The 15,403-nt window shown below is 64.1% G+C and carries 16 protein-coding genes; 7 read left to right on the forward strand and 9 right to left on the reverse strand.

Annotated features, from left to right (window positions below):
• Nucleotides 1-55: 55 nt before the first annotated feature.
• Nucleotides 56-910: an NAD(P)-dependent oxidoreductase gene (locus DSAT_RS06690; RefSeq protein WP_020886816.1), complete on the reverse strand. Its 855-nt coding sequence runs from the start codon at nucleotides 908-910 to the stop codon at nucleotides 56-58.
• 158 nt (nucleotides 911-1,068) lie between these two features.
• Here DSAT_RS06690 and DSAT_RS06695 point away from each other — a divergent pair, with 158 nt between their 5' ends.
• Nucleotides 1,069-1,458, forward strand: coding sequence for a DUF1499 domain-containing protein (locus DSAT_RS06695; RefSeq protein WP_020886817.1), 390 nt, complete (start codon nucleotides 1,069-1,071; stop codon nucleotides 1,456-1,458).
• Complete coding sequence (locus DSAT_RS06700; RefSeq protein ID WP_020886818.1) at nucleotides 1,455-1,874, forward strand: secondary thiamine-phosphate synthase enzyme YjbQ; 420 nt, start codon at nucleotides 1,455-1,457, stop codon at nucleotides 1,872-1,874. The genes DSAT_RS06695 and DSAT_RS06700 overlap by 4 nt, the downstream gene beginning before the upstream one ends.
• Nucleotides 1,875-1,979: 105 nt before the next feature.
• On the opposite strand, the gene DSAT_RS06705 is transcribed toward DSAT_RS06700, so the two are convergent.
• On the reverse strand, nucleotides 1,980-2,666 hold the full coding sequence (locus DSAT_RS06705) for an HD-GYP domain-containing protein (RefSeq protein ID WP_235695930.1): 687 nt from the start codon (nucleotides 2,664-2,666) through the stop codon (nucleotides 1,980-1,982).
• A gap of 482 nt (nucleotides 2,667-3,148) precedes the next feature.
• Here DSAT_RS06705 and DSAT_RS06710 point away from each other — a divergent pair, with 482 nt between their 5' ends.
• Nucleotides 3,149-3,811 carry a PIG-L deacetylase family protein gene (locus DSAT_RS06710; protein ID WP_020886820.1) on the forward strand — a complete coding sequence of 221 codons (663 nt, stop codon included), beginning with the start codon at nucleotides 3,149-3,151 and terminating at the stop codon, nucleotides 3,809-3,811.
• Between the two features lie 56 nt (nucleotides 3,812-3,867).
• Here DSAT_RS06710 and DSAT_RS06715 read toward each other — a convergent pair whose 3' ends face one another.
• The 6 genes from DSAT_RS06715 to DSAT_RS06740 all read right to left on the reverse strand — a co-directional run bounded on the left by DSAT_RS06715 (nucleotide 3,868) and on the right by DSAT_RS06740 (nucleotide 10,974).
• A complete protein-coding gene (locus DSAT_RS06715) occupies nucleotides 3,868-5,259 on the reverse strand; it encodes a sigma-54-dependent transcriptional regulator (protein WP_040370961.1) in 1,392 nt (463 codons plus the stop codon).
• Nucleotides 5,256-5,702: a DUF3568 family protein gene (locus tag DSAT_RS06720; RefSeq protein WP_371935786.1), complete on the reverse strand. Its 447-nt coding sequence runs from the start codon at nucleotides 5,700-5,702 to the stop codon at nucleotides 5,256-5,258. Before DSAT_RS06720 ends, DSAT_RS06715 begins: the two co-directional genes overlap by 4 nt.
• Nucleotides 5,681-7,069, reverse strand: a complete 1,389-nt coding sequence (locus DSAT_RS06725; protein ID WP_020886823.1) for an HD domain-containing phosphohydrolase — start codon at nucleotides 7,067-7,069, stop codon at nucleotides 5,681-5,683. The genes DSAT_RS06720 and DSAT_RS06725 overlap by 22 nt, the downstream gene beginning before the upstream one ends.
• A gap of 56 nt (nucleotides 7,070-7,125) precedes the next feature.
• Entirely contained in the window at nucleotides 7,126-8,046 is a 921-nt protein-coding gene (locus tag DSAT_RS06730; protein WP_020886824.1) for a TIGR01777 family oxidoreductase, read from the reverse strand.
• An 83-nt stretch (nucleotides 8,047-8,129) separates the two neighbouring features.
• Nucleotides 8,130-10,370: a sensor histidine kinase gene (locus tag DSAT_RS06735; RefSeq protein ID WP_020886825.1), complete on the reverse strand. Its 2,241-nt coding sequence runs from the start codon at nucleotides 10,368-10,370 to the stop codon at nucleotides 8,130-8,132.
• A gap of 16 nt (nucleotides 10,371-10,386) precedes the next feature.
• Nucleotides 10,387-10,974: a DUF4390 domain-containing protein gene (locus DSAT_RS06740; protein WP_020886826.1), complete on the reverse strand. Its 588-nt coding sequence runs from the start codon at nucleotides 10,972-10,974 to the stop codon at nucleotides 10,387-10,389.
• Nucleotides 10,975-11,073: 99 nt separating this feature from the next.
• Between DSAT_RS06740 and DSAT_RS06745 the strand changes: the two genes are divergently transcribed.
• Both DSAT_RS06745 and DSAT_RS06750 read left to right on the forward strand, forming a co-directional pair.
• Nucleotides 11,074-11,541, forward strand: coding sequence for a 23S rRNA (pseudouridine(1915)-N(3))-methyltransferase RlmH (locus tag DSAT_RS06745; RefSeq protein WP_020886827.1), 468 nt, complete (start codon nucleotides 11,074-11,076; stop codon nucleotides 11,539-11,541).
• Between the two features lie 287 nt (nucleotides 11,542-11,828).
• The gene (locus DSAT_RS06750; protein ID WP_020886828.1) at nucleotides 11,829-12,047 is read left to right on the forward strand and encodes a hypothetical protein; all 219 of its coding nucleotides are present in this window, start codon (nucleotides 11,829-11,831) and stop codon (nucleotides 12,045-12,047) included.
• Here the strand turns inward: DSAT_RS06750 and DSAT_RS06755 are convergent.
• The gene (locus tag DSAT_RS06755; protein ID WP_020886829.1) at nucleotides 12,008-12,700 is read right to left on the reverse strand and encodes a 16S rRNA (guanine(527)-N(7))-methyltransferase RsmG; all 693 of its coding nucleotides are present in this window, start codon (nucleotides 12,698-12,700) and stop codon (nucleotides 12,008-12,010) included. The two genes, DSAT_RS06750 and DSAT_RS06755, sit on opposite strands and share 40 nt — an antisense overlap.
• A gap of 109 nt (nucleotides 12,701-12,809) precedes the next feature.
• Between DSAT_RS06755 and DSAT_RS06760 the strand changes: the two genes are divergently transcribed.
• Together DSAT_RS06760 and argS are read left to right on the forward strand one after the other, a co-directional pair.
• Nucleotides 12,810-13,754 carry an ACP S-malonyltransferase gene (locus DSAT_RS06760; RefSeq protein WP_040370963.1) on the forward strand — a complete coding sequence of 315 codons (945 nt, stop codon included), beginning with the start codon at nucleotides 12,810-12,812 and terminating at the stop codon, nucleotides 13,752-13,754.
• Nucleotides 13,754-15,403 (forward strand): arginine--tRNA ligase, encoded by a 1,650-nt coding sequence (gene argS, locus DSAT_RS06765; RefSeq protein WP_020886831.1) that lies wholly within the window; start codon nucleotides 13,754-13,756, stop codon nucleotides 15,401-15,403. Before DSAT_RS06760 ends, argS begins: the two co-directional genes overlap by 1 nt.

The raw sequence follows: 15,403 nt of genomic DNA on the forward strand, positions 1-15,403 counted from the left end.
AGGGTTTGGCGTTTTCGCGGCCACGCAGCAGATGAGGCTTTTTTTCAACGGTCTGCTAGAGCACGGTGCGCACGGCCGCGAAATCCTCCTCGCCATGCCCCTCTTCGAACGCCTGGATGAAGGCCTCGTGCACGGCGTGCAGGGCCGGGGCCTTCAGCCCCAGGCTGTCGGCCGCTTCGGCCGCGAAGCCCAGATCCTTGACCATGTGTTTGAGCGGGAACTGCACGGGGAACTCGCCGTTTTCGAGCATGGGCCGCTTGAGTTGGAACAGGCTGCACGAGAGCGGTCCTGAGAGCACCACGTCGAGCATGGTTTCCGGATCGAGCCCGCCGTGCTCGCCGAAGGACATCATCTCGGCCAGCCCAGCCATCATCACCGCAAGCAGCTGATTCACCGCGAGCTTCATGTGTGTGCCCGCGCCAGCCGGACCGCAGCGCACCACCTTCCAGCCCATACACAGCAAAAGCGGCTCGTAGCGGGCGATATCCGCCTCGTCGCCACCGGCCAGGATGACCAGCGAGCCGTCCTCGGCCGGCTTTCGCGAGCCTGAGACCGGCGCGTCGATGAAGGTGCAGTCCAGGGCGTCCAGACGGTTTTTGAGATCGAGGGTGAAGGCGACGGAAACGGTGCTCATGTTGATGACAGTCTTTCCGGCCAGCATGTCGCCGCCCGCACCACCATGACCGAAGAGCACCTCCTCGCAGGCCTCGGGACCCGTGAGCATGAGGATCACGACCTCGCTCCTGCGGGCGCACTCCCGGGGGGTGGAGGCAAAAGCAGCCCCCAGGCGGGTCAGCTCGGGAATATCCTTGGGTTCACGGTTGTAAACCGTCAGTTCGTGGCCCTTGCGGGCCAGATTGAGGCTCATGGGCTCGCCCATGATGCCAAGCCCCATGAATCCGACCTTCATCGCGACCTCCTTGCCCTGTCGTCGTCTCGTTCGCGCATGTACCACAACTTTATGCCGCATGTAATCACGAAGGCGCCCCTTCGCTGGAGATAAAATCGCGCGTCGCAATCATTGACTCCTGGCCGGGGTGCTGCCATACCGGCAAGGGAGCCTGATACATGCCGCCCGATGCGTCTGCCGAACCAGGCGGCCTGCCGCCCTGCCCCCGACGCCCCAACTGCGCGTCGAGCGGCCACGAGCGACCGGAACGCCGCGTAGAGCCGATCACGCTGTCGCTGCCGCTCAATCGCGCCCTCGACCGTATGGACGTGGTCATCGCTCGGCTCGGAGGCAAGACGATTACACGCGGTCGAGACAGTTTACAGGCCGAATTCCGCACGTTTCTTGGCTTTGTGGACGATGTGGACGTGTTTTTCGACATGTACAACAAGACGATTCACCTGCGCTCGGCCTCGCGCCTTGGCTGGTGGGATTTCGGCGTGAACCGCCGAAGGCTCGAGCGCATCCGGGAACTGTACACCCATCGGCCGAACGGAGATACGCCATGAAGTCGTTTCGCAAGGAACTGTGGTTCGAAGTGCCCACGCGGCGCGCGTTCGTGAACATCACCCCCCAGTGCGAGGACGCGGTGCGGGAATCCGGGATCAGCGAGGGACTGATGCTGGTCAACGCCATGCACATCACCGCCTCGGTGTTCATCAACGACGACGAGCCCGGACTGCACCACGACTACGAAGAATGGCTGGAAGAACTGGCCCCGCACGAGCCGGTGGATCGCTACCGCCACAACCGCACCGGCGAGGACAACGCCGACGCGCACCTCAAGCGGCAGGTCATGGGCCGCGAAGTCGTGGTGGCGATCACCGACGGCAAGCTCGACTTCGGCACCTGGGAGCGCATCTTCTACGGCGAGTTTGACGGCCGCCGCAGAAAGCGCGTGCTGATCAAAATCATCGGCTCCTGAAGCCGACTGGATCCCACTTTCGTACGCAAAAGCGTACTAGATACGAATATCCTAGCACTGAATGGCGCAGGGGTATTCCTGGGTTGAAGGCGCCTGCCTATGCGTTCAGCCCGTTCTCCTTTGCGCCGCAAGGGCCTCGCGGCAGGCGGCCAGGGCCGCGCGGGCCTCGTCGGCCATTTCCATGAGCGCCCCGACCACTCGCGGATCGAACTGCCCTTCGGCGCAGCGCCGCACCTCGGCCATGGCGTCGTCGAAACGCATCGGCGCGCGGTAAGCCCGCGCCTGAAGCATGGCGGACAGCGAATCCGCCACCGCGATGATGCGCGCTCCAAGCGGTATGCCTTGGCCTGAAAGGCCGTGTGGATACCCTCCACCGTCGAAGCGCTCGTGGTGGTGCAGCACCATCACAGGCACGCCCAAGGCGCACAGGCAGCCCACGGGGGCGAGAATGTCGTGCCCCATGGCCGGGTGCCGCCGCACGAGCGCCCATTCCTCGGGACTCAGCGAGTTGGGTTTTTGCAGCACGCTGTCCGGCAGGCCGATCTTGCCGATGTCGTGCAGATGGCCGGCCACGTGCACAATGGTCGCCTCGGCCTCCGACAGCCCCAAGCGCAGGGCCAGCATCTCAGCGATCACGGCCACTTCGTCCGAATGGGCGCGCGTGAACCGATCCTTGGCGTCGATGGCCGCGCCGAGCGATTCGGCCAGTTCGTGCATGGACAGGGCGACCGGTCCGTATGTCTGGCATGCCGCGCGACAAAGCGATCCGGCCGAGCCGGGCTGCCTCGCCACGCAATCTTGAATCTTCGATCTGGTCTGTGTTCCCAGTAACGCTCCGCCAGAGGGCTCAGGTGTTGATCCGGATACAGCGGCCCCGTGCTGCACGACACGCGCCGAATGCAGGGGAACGGTCTTTCGTGGGCTGGTCATCCGTCGCTCCATGACAGGTATGAAAGACAACAACGGCAGGACGGCATATAAAGCGTGCGATCACGACCACTCCCCCGCCTTGCTCATCATGGCGGGGTGCGGGCGATGGCGCCGCGCACGCCGTGCCCTATCCCCTCTCTGCCCGCGCGACCCGGCCCCACGCCGGATGTCGCATGCATGCGAAGCCGTCTATATTGAAATCGAATTTCATTGTCAATCAATGGTGGTGAAATGTTGTGCTTTTTCCAAATCGTTCCTAAAGCGCCGTGACTTGCATAACGCCCGGAATCGGTCTAAAGCCATGCGGATAAATTTTCCAACCCACAGCTTCCCCGGCGGATATCATGAGCAAGACCGTTCTCTCTTTCGGCCTAACGCCCGGCGACATCGCCATGGGATGCGGCGGTTCCTTGACCCTGCTCACCGACCAGGGGTGGAACGCCGTGAACATTTTCTGCGCCTACTCCGGAGAAAATCTGAACGCCCTGGCCAAGGAAGCGCGCATGGCCGCAAAAATTCTGGGCGTGGGCGACGTGGCTTTTCTGCTCATTGATCCGGGTGCACAGATGTTCGGCCGTGAGGCCATGATGCGCGCGGCCAAGCTCATCCGCAAACACCGTCCCGACGTCATCTTCACCTTCTCCGCCCAGGATCCCACGCCCGACCGCGCCGGACTCTCGTCCTGCGTGCGTGCGGGCATCGAGGCCGCAGCCTCGCCCACCACTGAGGGACTCGATGGAGAGCCGTGCTGCGTCCTGACCGCCTTCGGCTTCGAGATCGCCCCGCCCCTGGCGCGTTACGACCACGCTGTGAACATCAGCGAGACCATGAACCGCAAGATGGAAGCCATCGACTGCTATGAAACCCTCATCGGCCGTAAGGTCGACGAGGCCATGCAGGGGCTGGCCCGCTACCGCGGCCGCATGAGCGATGCGGGCGAGTACGCCGAGGTCTTCGACATCATGTACGGCGAGCACGATCCCTTCCACGAATGGCGAGACGGCTAGCAGGCATCGTCCGCTGCTTCACGGCAACACCGCAGGTGGAACGTGGGGACGGCTAGTTAATCCGGGGCGTGAATGCCGTAGGTCTTGAGCTTGCGGTAGAGCGAGGAGCGGTCCAGGCCGACCATTTCGGCCAGACGCGAGACGTTGCCCCCGCACTCTTGGAGTTTTGCCTCCAGAAACCTCGCCTCGAACAGAGCGCGTGCCGTCTTCAAATCGCTTGCGGCCGCGAAACCGGTCACGTCGATGGACATGTCCGCGTCCTCGCGTCCCGCGCCTCCGGCAAGCGTGATTTCCGGGGGCAGATCGGCCGGGGCCACCTCGCGACCGCCGAACATGATGAGCATGCGTTCCACGAAATTCTTGAGCTCACGCACGTTGCCCGGCCAGCGGTAGGAGGTGAGCACGGTCATGGCCTCGTCCGTGAACCGGATGGAACGAAAGCCGTGGTCGCGCGTCATGTTGGCCACGAAATCCTCGATCAGCAGCCGGATGTCCTCGGGCCGCTCGCGCAGGGGCGGAACGACCAGCGGAAAAACCTTCAGGCGGTAGTAGAGGTCCTCACGAAAATTCCCGGCCACAATCTCCTCGGGCAGGTTCTTGTTGGTCGCGGCGATGACTCGAACATCCACGGTGATGGTCTTGCGCCCGCCCACCCGCTCGAAACGTTGCTCCTGCAAGATGCGCAGGATTTTGGCCTGGGTCTTCAGGCTCATGTCGCCGATCTCGTCGAGAAACAGCGTGCCGCCGTCGGCCAACTCGAATTTGCCTTCGGCCGCACGGTCGGCCCCGGTGAAGGCTCCACGTTCGTGGCCGAACAACTCGGACTCGATCAATTCCTCGGGAATCGCGGCGCAGTTCACGGCCACCATGGGCCGCGTGGCGCGTCGGCTTTGGGCGTGGATCATACGGGCCACGATCTCCTTGCCCGTACCGTTCTCGCCGGTGATGAGAACCCAGGCGTCCGTGGGTGCGACCCGCTCTATCTGCTCCGAAAGTTTGCGGATGACCGGCGACGTCCCGGTCAGGCGCTGTACTTGGTCGCCCTGGATGCGCGTCTTGAGCGCGGTGTTCTCGCGCTTGAGTTCGCGGAACTCCATGGCCTTGTCAGCCGCGATGACGACCTTTTCGAGAGAGAGCGGCTTTTCGATGAAGTCGAAGGCCCCCTTCTTGATAGCCGAAACCGCCGTTTCGATGCTGCCATGCCCGGAGATCATGATCACGGGCAATTCGGGCTGATCCTCGCGCAACGAATCCAAGGCGGTCAGACCGTCCATGCCGGGCAGCCAGATGTCGAGAAAAACGAGGTCCGGGCGCTGTTCCGAGGCCAGTTCGAGCGCCCGTTCGGCGCTCACTGCTTCCACCACGTCGTATCCCTCGTCCTCCAAGATGCCGCGCAGCGAGTAGCGGATGTCCTCTTCGTCGTCCACCACGAGCACGAGGCCCATCATTCCCTCCGGGCGTCGAACTGAGCGGAAATGGCGTCGAGCACCTGCCGTGACCTCTCCGGATCGCCGATCCTGCCCACCCAGACCTCGGCCAGGATCACGCCCGCAGGCTTTTGCCTGAGCGTAATGCGAAACGGCGTGGTATCGGTGAACTCGGAACGCAGGGTGAGCCGCGCCGAGCCGTCGTCTTCGACGCCGCGATCCTCGCTCAACACATAGAGCCCAAGGGAGCGCACCCCCTGGCGGGAGGCTTCGGCGACCTCATCGAGCGAGGCGTGGAACTCGCGGCTCTCATAGCCCCGATAGGCCATGGCGCCCGCGCCTGCCACCGTTCCCACGGCCAGAAGGCCGCAGCCCTGCAACGCGGGCATAAGAAGAAGAAGGCACAGCGCGAGAAGCGGAAGCGGGGAAGCCCCCCTGTTCCTCAGACGCTTTGGAACTGGAATCCGTTGCGGAAGAGTCGAAGACATATGTCCACCATGTCCGGGTCGTAGAGTTTGCCCTTGTTGCGGCTGATCTCCTCCAGGGCGCGTTCAATGCCGAGCGCGGCCCGGTACGGCCTGTGCGAGGACATGGCTTCAACCACGTCCGCCACGCTGATGATGCGCGACTGAACCAGCATCTCTTCGCCGCTCAAACCGTTGGGATAACCACTGCCGTCCATGCGCTCGTGATGCTGGAGCACGATGTCGGCCACGGGCCAGGGAAAGGGCACTTCCTTCAGGATATCGTAGCCCACCTCGGAGTGGGTCTTCATGATCCCCATCTCCATGGTGGTCAGCCGTGCGGGCTTGGAGAGTATCTCTGCGGGCACGTAGATCTTGCCGATGTCGTGCAACAGCCCGGCCACCCGGATGCCCTCGATCATGTCCTCGTCCAAACCCATCTCGGCGGCCACGGTGCAAGCGAGCTGAGCCACGCGCTGCTGGTGTCCGGCCGTGTAGGGGTCGCGTTTTTCCGAGGTGATGGCCAAGGCATTCACGGTCTGCTTCACGGTCAGCCTGAGTTGGTTGACCGTCCGTTTGAGGTCCATCTCGGCCTGACGGCGCCCCGAAACATCGCGGATCACGAGCACCGACCCCATGACGCCGCCGTCGCCGCGAGAGATGGGCGCGATGCTGACCTGCACGGGCACTCGCTCCCCCTTCTGGGCGACAAGCATCAGGTCGCCGCGCACCTCGGGCTGCGCCCCGGAGCGGATCGCACGGCCCGCCATGTCCAGGACGAGTTCACCGCCGATCTCGTCGAAGAAATGCAACACCGCGTCGAGTTCTCGGCCAACTGCACGGCTGTCTTCCGTGCCGAGCATCTTCACCGCCTCGGCGTTGAGGAAGGTGATGCGCCCCTCGGCGTCCGTGGCCACCACGCCGTCGCCGATACTGTGCAGCGTCGTGTGCAGCCAGCGCTCGTTGTCGCGCAGCTTGCGGTCGAGCCTGTGCTTATACAGGGCCATTTCGATGTTGATGGCCAGTTCCCGGTCCTCGAAAGGCTTGATGATGTAGCCAAAGGGATCGGTTGCCTTGGCCCGTTGCAGTGTCTGCTCGTCAGCATAAGCAGTGAGGTAGATGATGGGGATCTGCTGGCGCTCGCGGATGTGGCCCGCCGCCGTGATACCGTCCACCTCGCCTTCGAGCATGATGTCCATGAGGATCAAGTCCGGCTGCAACTCGCGCGCGGCCTCGATGGCCGCCTCGCCCGAAGACACGGCCCTGGCCACGGAATAGCCGAGGTTGCGAAGCCTGCTCTGGATGTCCAGGGCCACGATGGCTTCGTCCTCCACGACCAAGATGCGCGCGCCGACTTGCTGTGTCACGCCCGATGCTCTCCTTCGGCTCCCGCCGCCCCGGATGTTTTGGGCCAAGCCCTTGTCTAAGCCTTCCGCAGCAAATCCTCAAGCGCCGCGAGCAAGACTGGATGTTTGAAGGTGTACCCATCTTCCGTGAGGCGGCGGGGCAGTACGAACTGCCCGGACAGCAGAGCCTCCTGGGCCATTTCGCCGAACAGGAGTTTGAGCGCGAACGGCGGTGCGCCGAGGACCGCCGGACGCCCGAGCGTCTTGGACAGGGCACGAGTGAAGGCGCGGTTGTCCACGGTTTCGGGCGCGGCCAAATTGTAGGCCCCGCGCGACTCCTCGCGCTGCATGAGAAACCTGATCGCGCCCACCTCGTCGTCAAGGTGAATCCAGGGGAAGCCCTGGCTCCCGTCGCCGAGCGGACCACCGAGGCCAAGCCGAAAAATGGGCAGCATGCGCGCCAGCGCACCGCCATGCTCGGCCATGACCACGGCCGTACGGATGATCACGCGGCGCACGCCCATCTCTTCCACTGCTTCGGTGGAGGGTTCCCAGGCGCGGCAGACTTCGGCCAGGAATCCATCGCCCGACGGCGCTGATTCGTCTACCGCGGGAAGCCCGCGCGGACCGTAATAGCCCACGGCCGAGGCCTGTACGAGCACCTTGGGCTTGACCGAGGCACGGGAAATGGCCTCGGTCACGGATCTACCGACATTGACCCGGCTTTCGAGGATGAGCTTCTTGCGCTCGGGAGTCCAGCGGCTGTCGGCAAGGCCCGCTCCGGCCAGATTGACTACCGCGTCGGCCCCGTCCACGAGCTGCCCCCAATCCTTGGCGCTCCTGCCATCCCACAGGGCCGCGCTGGCCTTTCCGCCGAAGAGGCTTTGGACGCGCGTAACGGAACGCGAAAGGATGATCACTTCCGCTCCGTCGGACAGAAGCGACTCCGTGAGCCGCCTGCCGATGAGCCCGGTGCCTCCCGTTATGATGACCCGCATGGCTGACCTCCGGTCAGAGATTCGATCTTCGAATCATCTAACCGTTTTCGGTCGTGGTGTCACGGCGAAGCCGGCATCTTCGCTCAGGCGGCAGGCAGTTCGATGACGAAAATGCTGCCGTGCGGCTGGTTCGGGCGGACGCGCAGGAAGCCGTGATGGTCGCTGACGATGCTCCGGGCGATAGTCAATCCAAGGCCCGTGCCGCCCTTTTTACGCGAAAAATAAGGCTCGAAGACGCGGGACCGTTCGTCCTCGGTGAGACCCGGGCCGTCGTCGCGGATCTCGATGACCACGAGTTTGAGGATGGGATCAAAAGCGGCCGCGATCTCGACCACTCCGTTGCCTTCCAGGGCTTCGGCCGCGTTGCCCAGGAGGTTCACGAGCACCCTGCGCAGCCCCTCGGCGTCGAACCGGACCTTTGGCAGGTCGTGCGAGACGTCGAGCGTCCACGAAATGCCTCCGTGACTCGTGGCGAACATGGCGCGAACCTCTTCAAGGAGCGCGGTCAGCGAGCCGGGCCTGAGCACCACCTCGGGCAGTTTGGCGAAGGCCGAGAACTCCTGGACCATGGCCTGCATGTTCTCCACTTGGCGCACGATGAGTCGGATCGATTCGAGAAACACGGGATCGCTCAAAGTGGAGCCGAAACGCTTTTCCAGGCGCTGGGCCGAGAGCTTGATGGGCGTGAGCGGATTCTTGATCTCGTGCGCGATGCGCCGGGCGACCTCGCGCCAAGCGGCAACACGCTGCATCTTCTCAAGTTCGGTGATGTCCTCGAACACGGCCACCAGCCCGGCCCTCGCTCCGTCCGGCAGCTTCAGTTCCACCACGTTCACGAGAAGTTTCATCTCGCGGCTGCCCAGCGTCAGCGTGATCTGCTCCTGCCACTGGCCCGCTGTGCCGGAGGCGGCCATGTCCAGAAGCTGGCGCAGCAAACGACGGTGCTCGCCGACCAGGGCTTCGAGGGGCCGTTGTCCGACCAGGGAGCGCGCGTCCAGGCCGAGCATGGATTCGGCCGCCTTGTTGACCGTGTTCACGCGGCCCTGGCTGTCCAGAGAGATGACGCCTGCGGCGATGTTGTTGAGCAGCGCCTCGATGTAGGAACCGCGCGCGGCAAGCTCCAGGTTTTGCTGATTCAAGCGTTGGTTGGCGCGCGTCAGCCGTTCCCGGCCCTCTTCCAGGTCCTCGGCCATGCGGTTGAAGGACTGCACGAGGAAGCCGAGCTCGTCCGTGGACTTGTCTTCCAGCCGCACGGAAAGATCGCCGCGCGCGATGCGCTGCGTGCCGATGGCCAGCGCCTGCACCGGCGCGGATATCTCCTTGGCCAGACGGAAACCGAACCAAATGGAACCGAGCACGATGCTGCCCGTCATCAAGCCCATGGTCAGATACAGGGCCAGCTTTAATGGGTCCTTCAAGGTCAGGAGCGTCTGGTACTCCTCCACACCGCGCACCACGCGGTCCATCTTTTCCAGCATGTTGGAGCCAAGTCCCTCGCCGACCACGAGAAAACCCGTCTTGCCCTTGTCCACGGGCAGGGCGCAGATGACTACATCCTGATACACCCCGCGCAGGATGGTCGCGTAGGCCGTGTCTTCCTCGCCGAGCTGCCACCAGTCCGTTGAGTCGCGGAACTCGCGCCAAGCCGGTTCGAATTCGGGGTCCATGTGCCAGTTCTGTTCCGTGAGCTCCGGGGTGAAAACGCCAAGCAAGCCCAAGCCGAGCTGAGACTTCTTCTCCACCATGAGCTGCCCCATGCCCGTGCCGCCCCATGCAAAACGCCGGGTTCGGATGTCCGCCTCGATGCTCACCGCCACCCTGCGCGGCCGTTCCTTGAGCACCACGTAGACGTCTTGGCCAAGTTCCAGGGACTGCTCCATGGAGCCTTCGATCTTGGTCTGGAACCAGTAGTCGATGCCTGTGCGCACGAATTGCACGGCTATGAAGAACATGAGCAGCGTGGGCGCGAGCGTCAGGATCATGAAGGCCAGAACCAGACGCGTTCGCAGGCGCGATCCCAGCACGCGGCGCTTTCGTTCGAGCAGCAGTTTGACGATGTTCCTGATGACCACGAAGAGGATGACAGCCAAAAGGACGAAATTGAAATTGAAAAGCGGCAGGAAAAGGTAAGAATCAACGCCGATGTATTTGAGTTCGGCCCAGGTCAGGCCGATGATAAGAAGCGCACCGAAAAAGGCCAGCCACAACTCGCGTTGCCGCCGCTTGCGCTCGCGCGTGGAGTCGCCGCTCACCCGGATCGGTTCAACCTCGAACGCCCCGTTCTCGCGCCGCGGCTCGTTATCGCCTGATCCGGGGTTGGTCATGAACGGTCCCGCCGTCTCAGTAGGTGAAGTCGAGCCTGTAGGTGGTCACGCCGATGACGTCCCAGGAAACGAAAAACAGGGTGGTTCTGATCCAACCGGGAACGTCCGTGCGGGCCAGGCGCATCTCGAAGTCCAGAACATACTCCTTGCCCCGCTCCAGGCTTTCCCAGGGGATGAGCTCAAGCGAAACGTCGCCCCATACCCTGCTCATCAAGGGGCCGAGTTCGCCTCCCTTGACGGGCTTGTCAGCGCCCGGCCTGACCACGTGAAACTCTCTGGTCAACGGATCGTAGCCCAGAGCCCCGACCAGTTCCTTGTCGGCCAGGTCCGCGGCCAGCCAGCCAGTGCGGCGACGCGAGAGCATGGCCTTGATCCGAAGCTCCATCTCACCGCCGTTCTTGAGCTCATTTTCGATCTTGGAGATGTCGTCGATATGGATGCCAAAACGCACGGTCACGGCGCCAGCATGGTTATCCAAGACCAGCTTATCCAAGATGAGCTTCTGGGCCAGAGCGGCCGAAGGGACGAGCAGGCAAACGGCCAGCAGCAGCGCGGGCAAGAGCCGCAACGCGGCGGGAAAGGTGTCGGGGAAACGAGCGTGCATGGGACTTCCGTTGAAACGAATGCTTTCGTTGCATCTACGTGATGGCAGGCGCTTTGACAACTCGGGCTCTGTATGGCTAGGGTCCACCGCCAACGGACCATGAAACGAATCACCCTGATCTGCATCGGCCGTCTGAAGAACCCGCACTGGAAGACGGCCTCGGCTCACTACGAAAAGCTGCTCTCGCGCCACTTCCGGCTCGCGGCCGAGGAATTGCGCGATGCGCCCGCGTCCCTTCCGGCCGAGGAGCGCGTCCGCCTGGAGGGCGAGGCCATCCTCGCCAGGCTGCCGGACCGCGCCGCCGTGGTCTGCCTGGACGAGCGGGGAGCGGCCATGTCCTCCATGGAATTCTCGCGTTTATTGCGCGAGATCGTGGAGACGGGCCTTGAACCCGTGTTCGTGCTCGGCGGCCCCTACGGCCTGTCCGGGTCCGTGCGCGAACGCGCGCGGCTGACGCTGTCGCTTGGCCCCATGACCCTGCCGCACGAACTGGCCCGCGTCGTGCTCACCGAGCAAATCTGGCGGGCCGTGGCCATCTGGCGAAACATCCCCTACCACAACGCCTGAGAACTCCCTGAAAAATACTTCTCCGCAGCCTGTTCGAGAAACCCCAGAACAGCAGAGATGATTGATAATTTTCTTCCAGGCCGTTCAAAAAGTGTCAGATGCAAGGCGCAAGAAAGCGCCGGGGCCGACGTGTATCAAAGAATACACGAGGGTCCGGCGCTTTTGCGGCAGCGCGGCAGATGGTGCTTTTGGGACAGTCTGGCCAACAAGCTTTGACCCCGGAGACAGCCCATGGCATATTCCCCGTCGGGCCGCCACTAGGCCGACCCGCTCAGGAGACACCCACGATGCTGAACCCCGAATACCTCGCCACTCTCAGGGAATACATCGAGAGCGGCAAGCTCGAAGCGGACTTCGCCGACGGCTCGCAGAACAAAAAATACGCCATCCTGGAGTTCCTCGAAGAACTCATGGACGTGGCCGAACTGGCCGACGAGACGGCCACGCGCATTATTTTCAAGGACAGCTACCTGGAAACGCTCTCGGGTGTGAAACACCAGAAGTAGCGCTTCTGGGCCACGCCTTCCGGAAAAACCTCGTAGGCCTGCTGACGCACAAGCGCGAAACCTTCAGGCGGTTTGTCCTCGAACGCGTCCAGGGCCATGACCAGGCAGACGCCGCCAGGAACGAGCAGCCCTTTCGCCAGAGCGAGATAGTCACGCCAGGGCATGAAGGCGCGGGAAACGACGAGATTGGCACGGCGAAGTGGCTCGGGCAAGTCTTCGGCCCTGGCCCGAATCGCGTGCGTGCCAGACAGGCCGAGCCGGGCCAAAGTTACGCCCAGAAAAAGGGCGCGCTTTTCCCGGGGCTCTATCATATGATAGATTCCATGGGGCCAGACGATGCGTAGCGGGATGCCGGGCAGTCCGGCCCCCGCGCCGAGATCGAGGCACAATGGCTCGGCCGGCAGGATTCCCGAGGCCGTAAGATCGCGCAGCAACGCGGCCAGATGCAGGGAGTCAGCCGCGAGATCGTCGAAAGCCTGCTCCCAGGTGCGCGCGCCCACGAGATTCATGCGCGCGTTCCATTGCATGAGCAGTTCGAGATACAGCGCCAGCGCCTCGGCCTGCCCGGGAGCGAGCCGGTGCCCCGCTTCGGCGGCCCGCGCGGCGACCGCGGCCGGGTCCGGAGGAACGGATTCTCCCGTTTTTTTGGACATTGCGCTACCTCTTGAAAGGGAGGCGGGAATCCACTATTCCCGCTCGCACGACGAACGGACGTCGGCGATGCCGACGCCTACCTGATGAACAGCAAAGGAGCAAGCACACGTGAGCGACCGCATATCCTGCGCCCTTCTCTTTCCGGGCCAAGGGTCCCAGGAGAAAGGCATGGGCCGGGCCATCGCCGAGGCCGACGCCCAGGCCATGGACCTCTGGAAAAAGGCCGAGCGCATCAGCGGCCATGATCTTCGAGCCATCTACTGGGAGGGCGAGGAGGCCGACATGGCCGACACCCGCACCCTGCAACCGGCCCTGACCGTGGTCAACCTGAGCGTTTACCTGGGCCTTGCCGGATACATTTCCCCCCTGGCCGCGGCCGGACATTCGCTTGGCGAGTTCGCCGCCCTGGCCGCCGCCAAGGCGCTCTCCGTGGACGACGTGCTCGAACTCGTCGCCGTGCGCGGCCGCCTGATGGCCGAGGCGGGCGACGGAACCGGCGCCATGGCCGCCCTGCTCAAGGTCGATCGAACCGGGGCCGAGGAGATGGTCGCGCTGGCCCGCGATAAGACTGGCCTGGAGCTTCGCGTGGCCAACTACAACACGCCCGCGCAGTTCGTCATCTCGGGCAAACGCGAGGCCGTGGAGGCCGCATCCGCCCTGGCCAAAGAGCGCAAGGCCCGCGCCGTGCCCCTGGCCGTGTCCGGAGCCTTCCACTCGCCGCTTATGGCCGAAGCCGCGGCCGAATTCGCCAGGGCGCTTGGCAAGGCCTCCATCAACGATCCCGCCTTCCCCGTGGTCATGAACGCCACGGCCGCCCCGGCCCGCACGGGCGCCGAGATACGCGAGGCCATGGGCCGCCAGATGACCTCCTCGGTTCTGTGGATCGACAGCGTCGAGGCCATGTGGGAGATCGGCGCGCGGCGTTTCGTGGAGTGCGGCCCCAAGGGCGTGCTCACGCGCATGCTGCCCGCCATCCTGGGCGAGCGCGAGGCCGCGAGCGGCTTCTACGCCGATCCCGAGGCCATGGCCGCGCTCACGGCGGAGGTCGCCTGATGCGCGCGACCACCTTCTGCCGCGAGGCCGTCGCCACGGCGCTTGCCGCCATGGGTCTGACCATGCCCGAACGCGCGGTGATCGAGCCGCCCAAGGACAGGAAGTTCGGCGACCTGGCCTGCAACGCGGCCATGTTGCTGGCCAAGGAGGCGGGCAGGCCGCCGCGCTCCATCGCCGAGGAGGCCGCCGGGCTTCTCCGCGCCCAGGACGGCATCGCGGCCGTGGACGTGGCCGGACCAGGCTTCTTGAACATCACCCTGGCGCCCTCGTTCTGGCAGAAGACCGTGGCCGAAATTCTGGCCGCCGGGCCGACATACGGCCGGGTCCCCACCGGCGCGGGAACCAAGGCCCAGGTCGAGTTCGTCTCGGCAAACCCCACGGGACCGCTGCACATCGGCCACGGTCGAGGCGCGGCCATCGGCGATTCCGTGGCCCGCATCCTGCGCTTCGCCAGCTACGACGTCAGCACCGAATACTACATCAACGACGCCGGATTGCAGATGCGCCTGCTCGGCTCGTCCATCCTGCGCCGCTACCAGCAGCTTTTCGACCCGGACCTGCCTTTCCTCGATGAGGGCTACAAGGGCGAGTACATCGTCGAACACGCCCGCGAGGTCATGGAACAGCACGGCCGCGCCCTGCTCGACATGCCCCTCGATGAGGCCACGGACATCTGCTACCGCCACGGCATGGAAGCCATCATGGCGGGCATCAGGAAGGACATGGCCGACTTCGGCGTCAGCCACGACGTGTTCTTCTCCGAGAAGACCCTGCACGCCGCAGGCAAGGTCGAGGAGGCCTTCGCCTTCCTCGACGAGCGCGGCTTCCTCTACGAGCAGGACGGGGCGCTGTGGTTCGCCACCTCACGCCTGGGCGACGACAAGGACCGCGTGCTGCGCAAATCCACGGGCGAATTGACCTATTTCGCCGCGGACATCGCCTACCACCTGGACAAGTTCCGCCGGGGATTCGACCTGGTCGTGGACGTCTGGGGCGCGGACCATCACGGCTACATCCCGCGCATGAAGGCCGCGGTCCAGGCCATGGGCAAGGATCGCGAGCAGTTGCAGATCATCCTGGTGCAGCTCGTGAACCTTCTGCGCGGCGGGGAGCAGGTGGCCATGTCCACCCGCGCGGGCGAGTTCGAGGAGCTTTCCGCCGTGGTGCGCGAGGTCGGCGCGGACAGCGCCCGCTTCATCTTCCTCTCGCGCAAGTCGGACAGCAAGCTCGACTTCGACCTGGAGTTGGTCAAGCAGCAGTCCATGGACAACCCGGTCTACTACGTGCAGTACGCCCACGCGCGCATCGCCTCAGTGGGTCGCAAGGCCGAGGAGACGGGCCTTTCGCTCGACCCCGCCTCGGCTGACCTAGCCCTTTTGGACACCGAGGCCGACCTCGACCTGCTGAAAATCCTGGAACGCTGGCCCGATACCGTGGAGGCGGCGGCCAAGAGCCTCTCGCCGCACCACGTCAGCTACTACCTGATGGAATTGGCCGGGCTTTTGCATCGCTATTACAACGCCAACAAAGTGCTGGACGCCTCGGCCCCCGATCTGACGAACGCGCGCTTCGCGCTGCTTCGGGCCGTGGCCCAGACGATCGCGAACGGCCTCGCGCTTCTTGGCGTGAGTGCTCCTGACCGGATGTAG

The sequence above is a fragment of the Alkalidesulfovibrio alkalitolerans DSM 16529 genome, assembly GCF_000422245.1.
Taxonomy (GTDB): Bacteria; Desulfobacterota; Desulfovibrionia; order Desulfovibrionales; family Desulfovibrionaceae; genus Alkalidesulfovibrio; species Alkalidesulfovibrio alkalitolerans.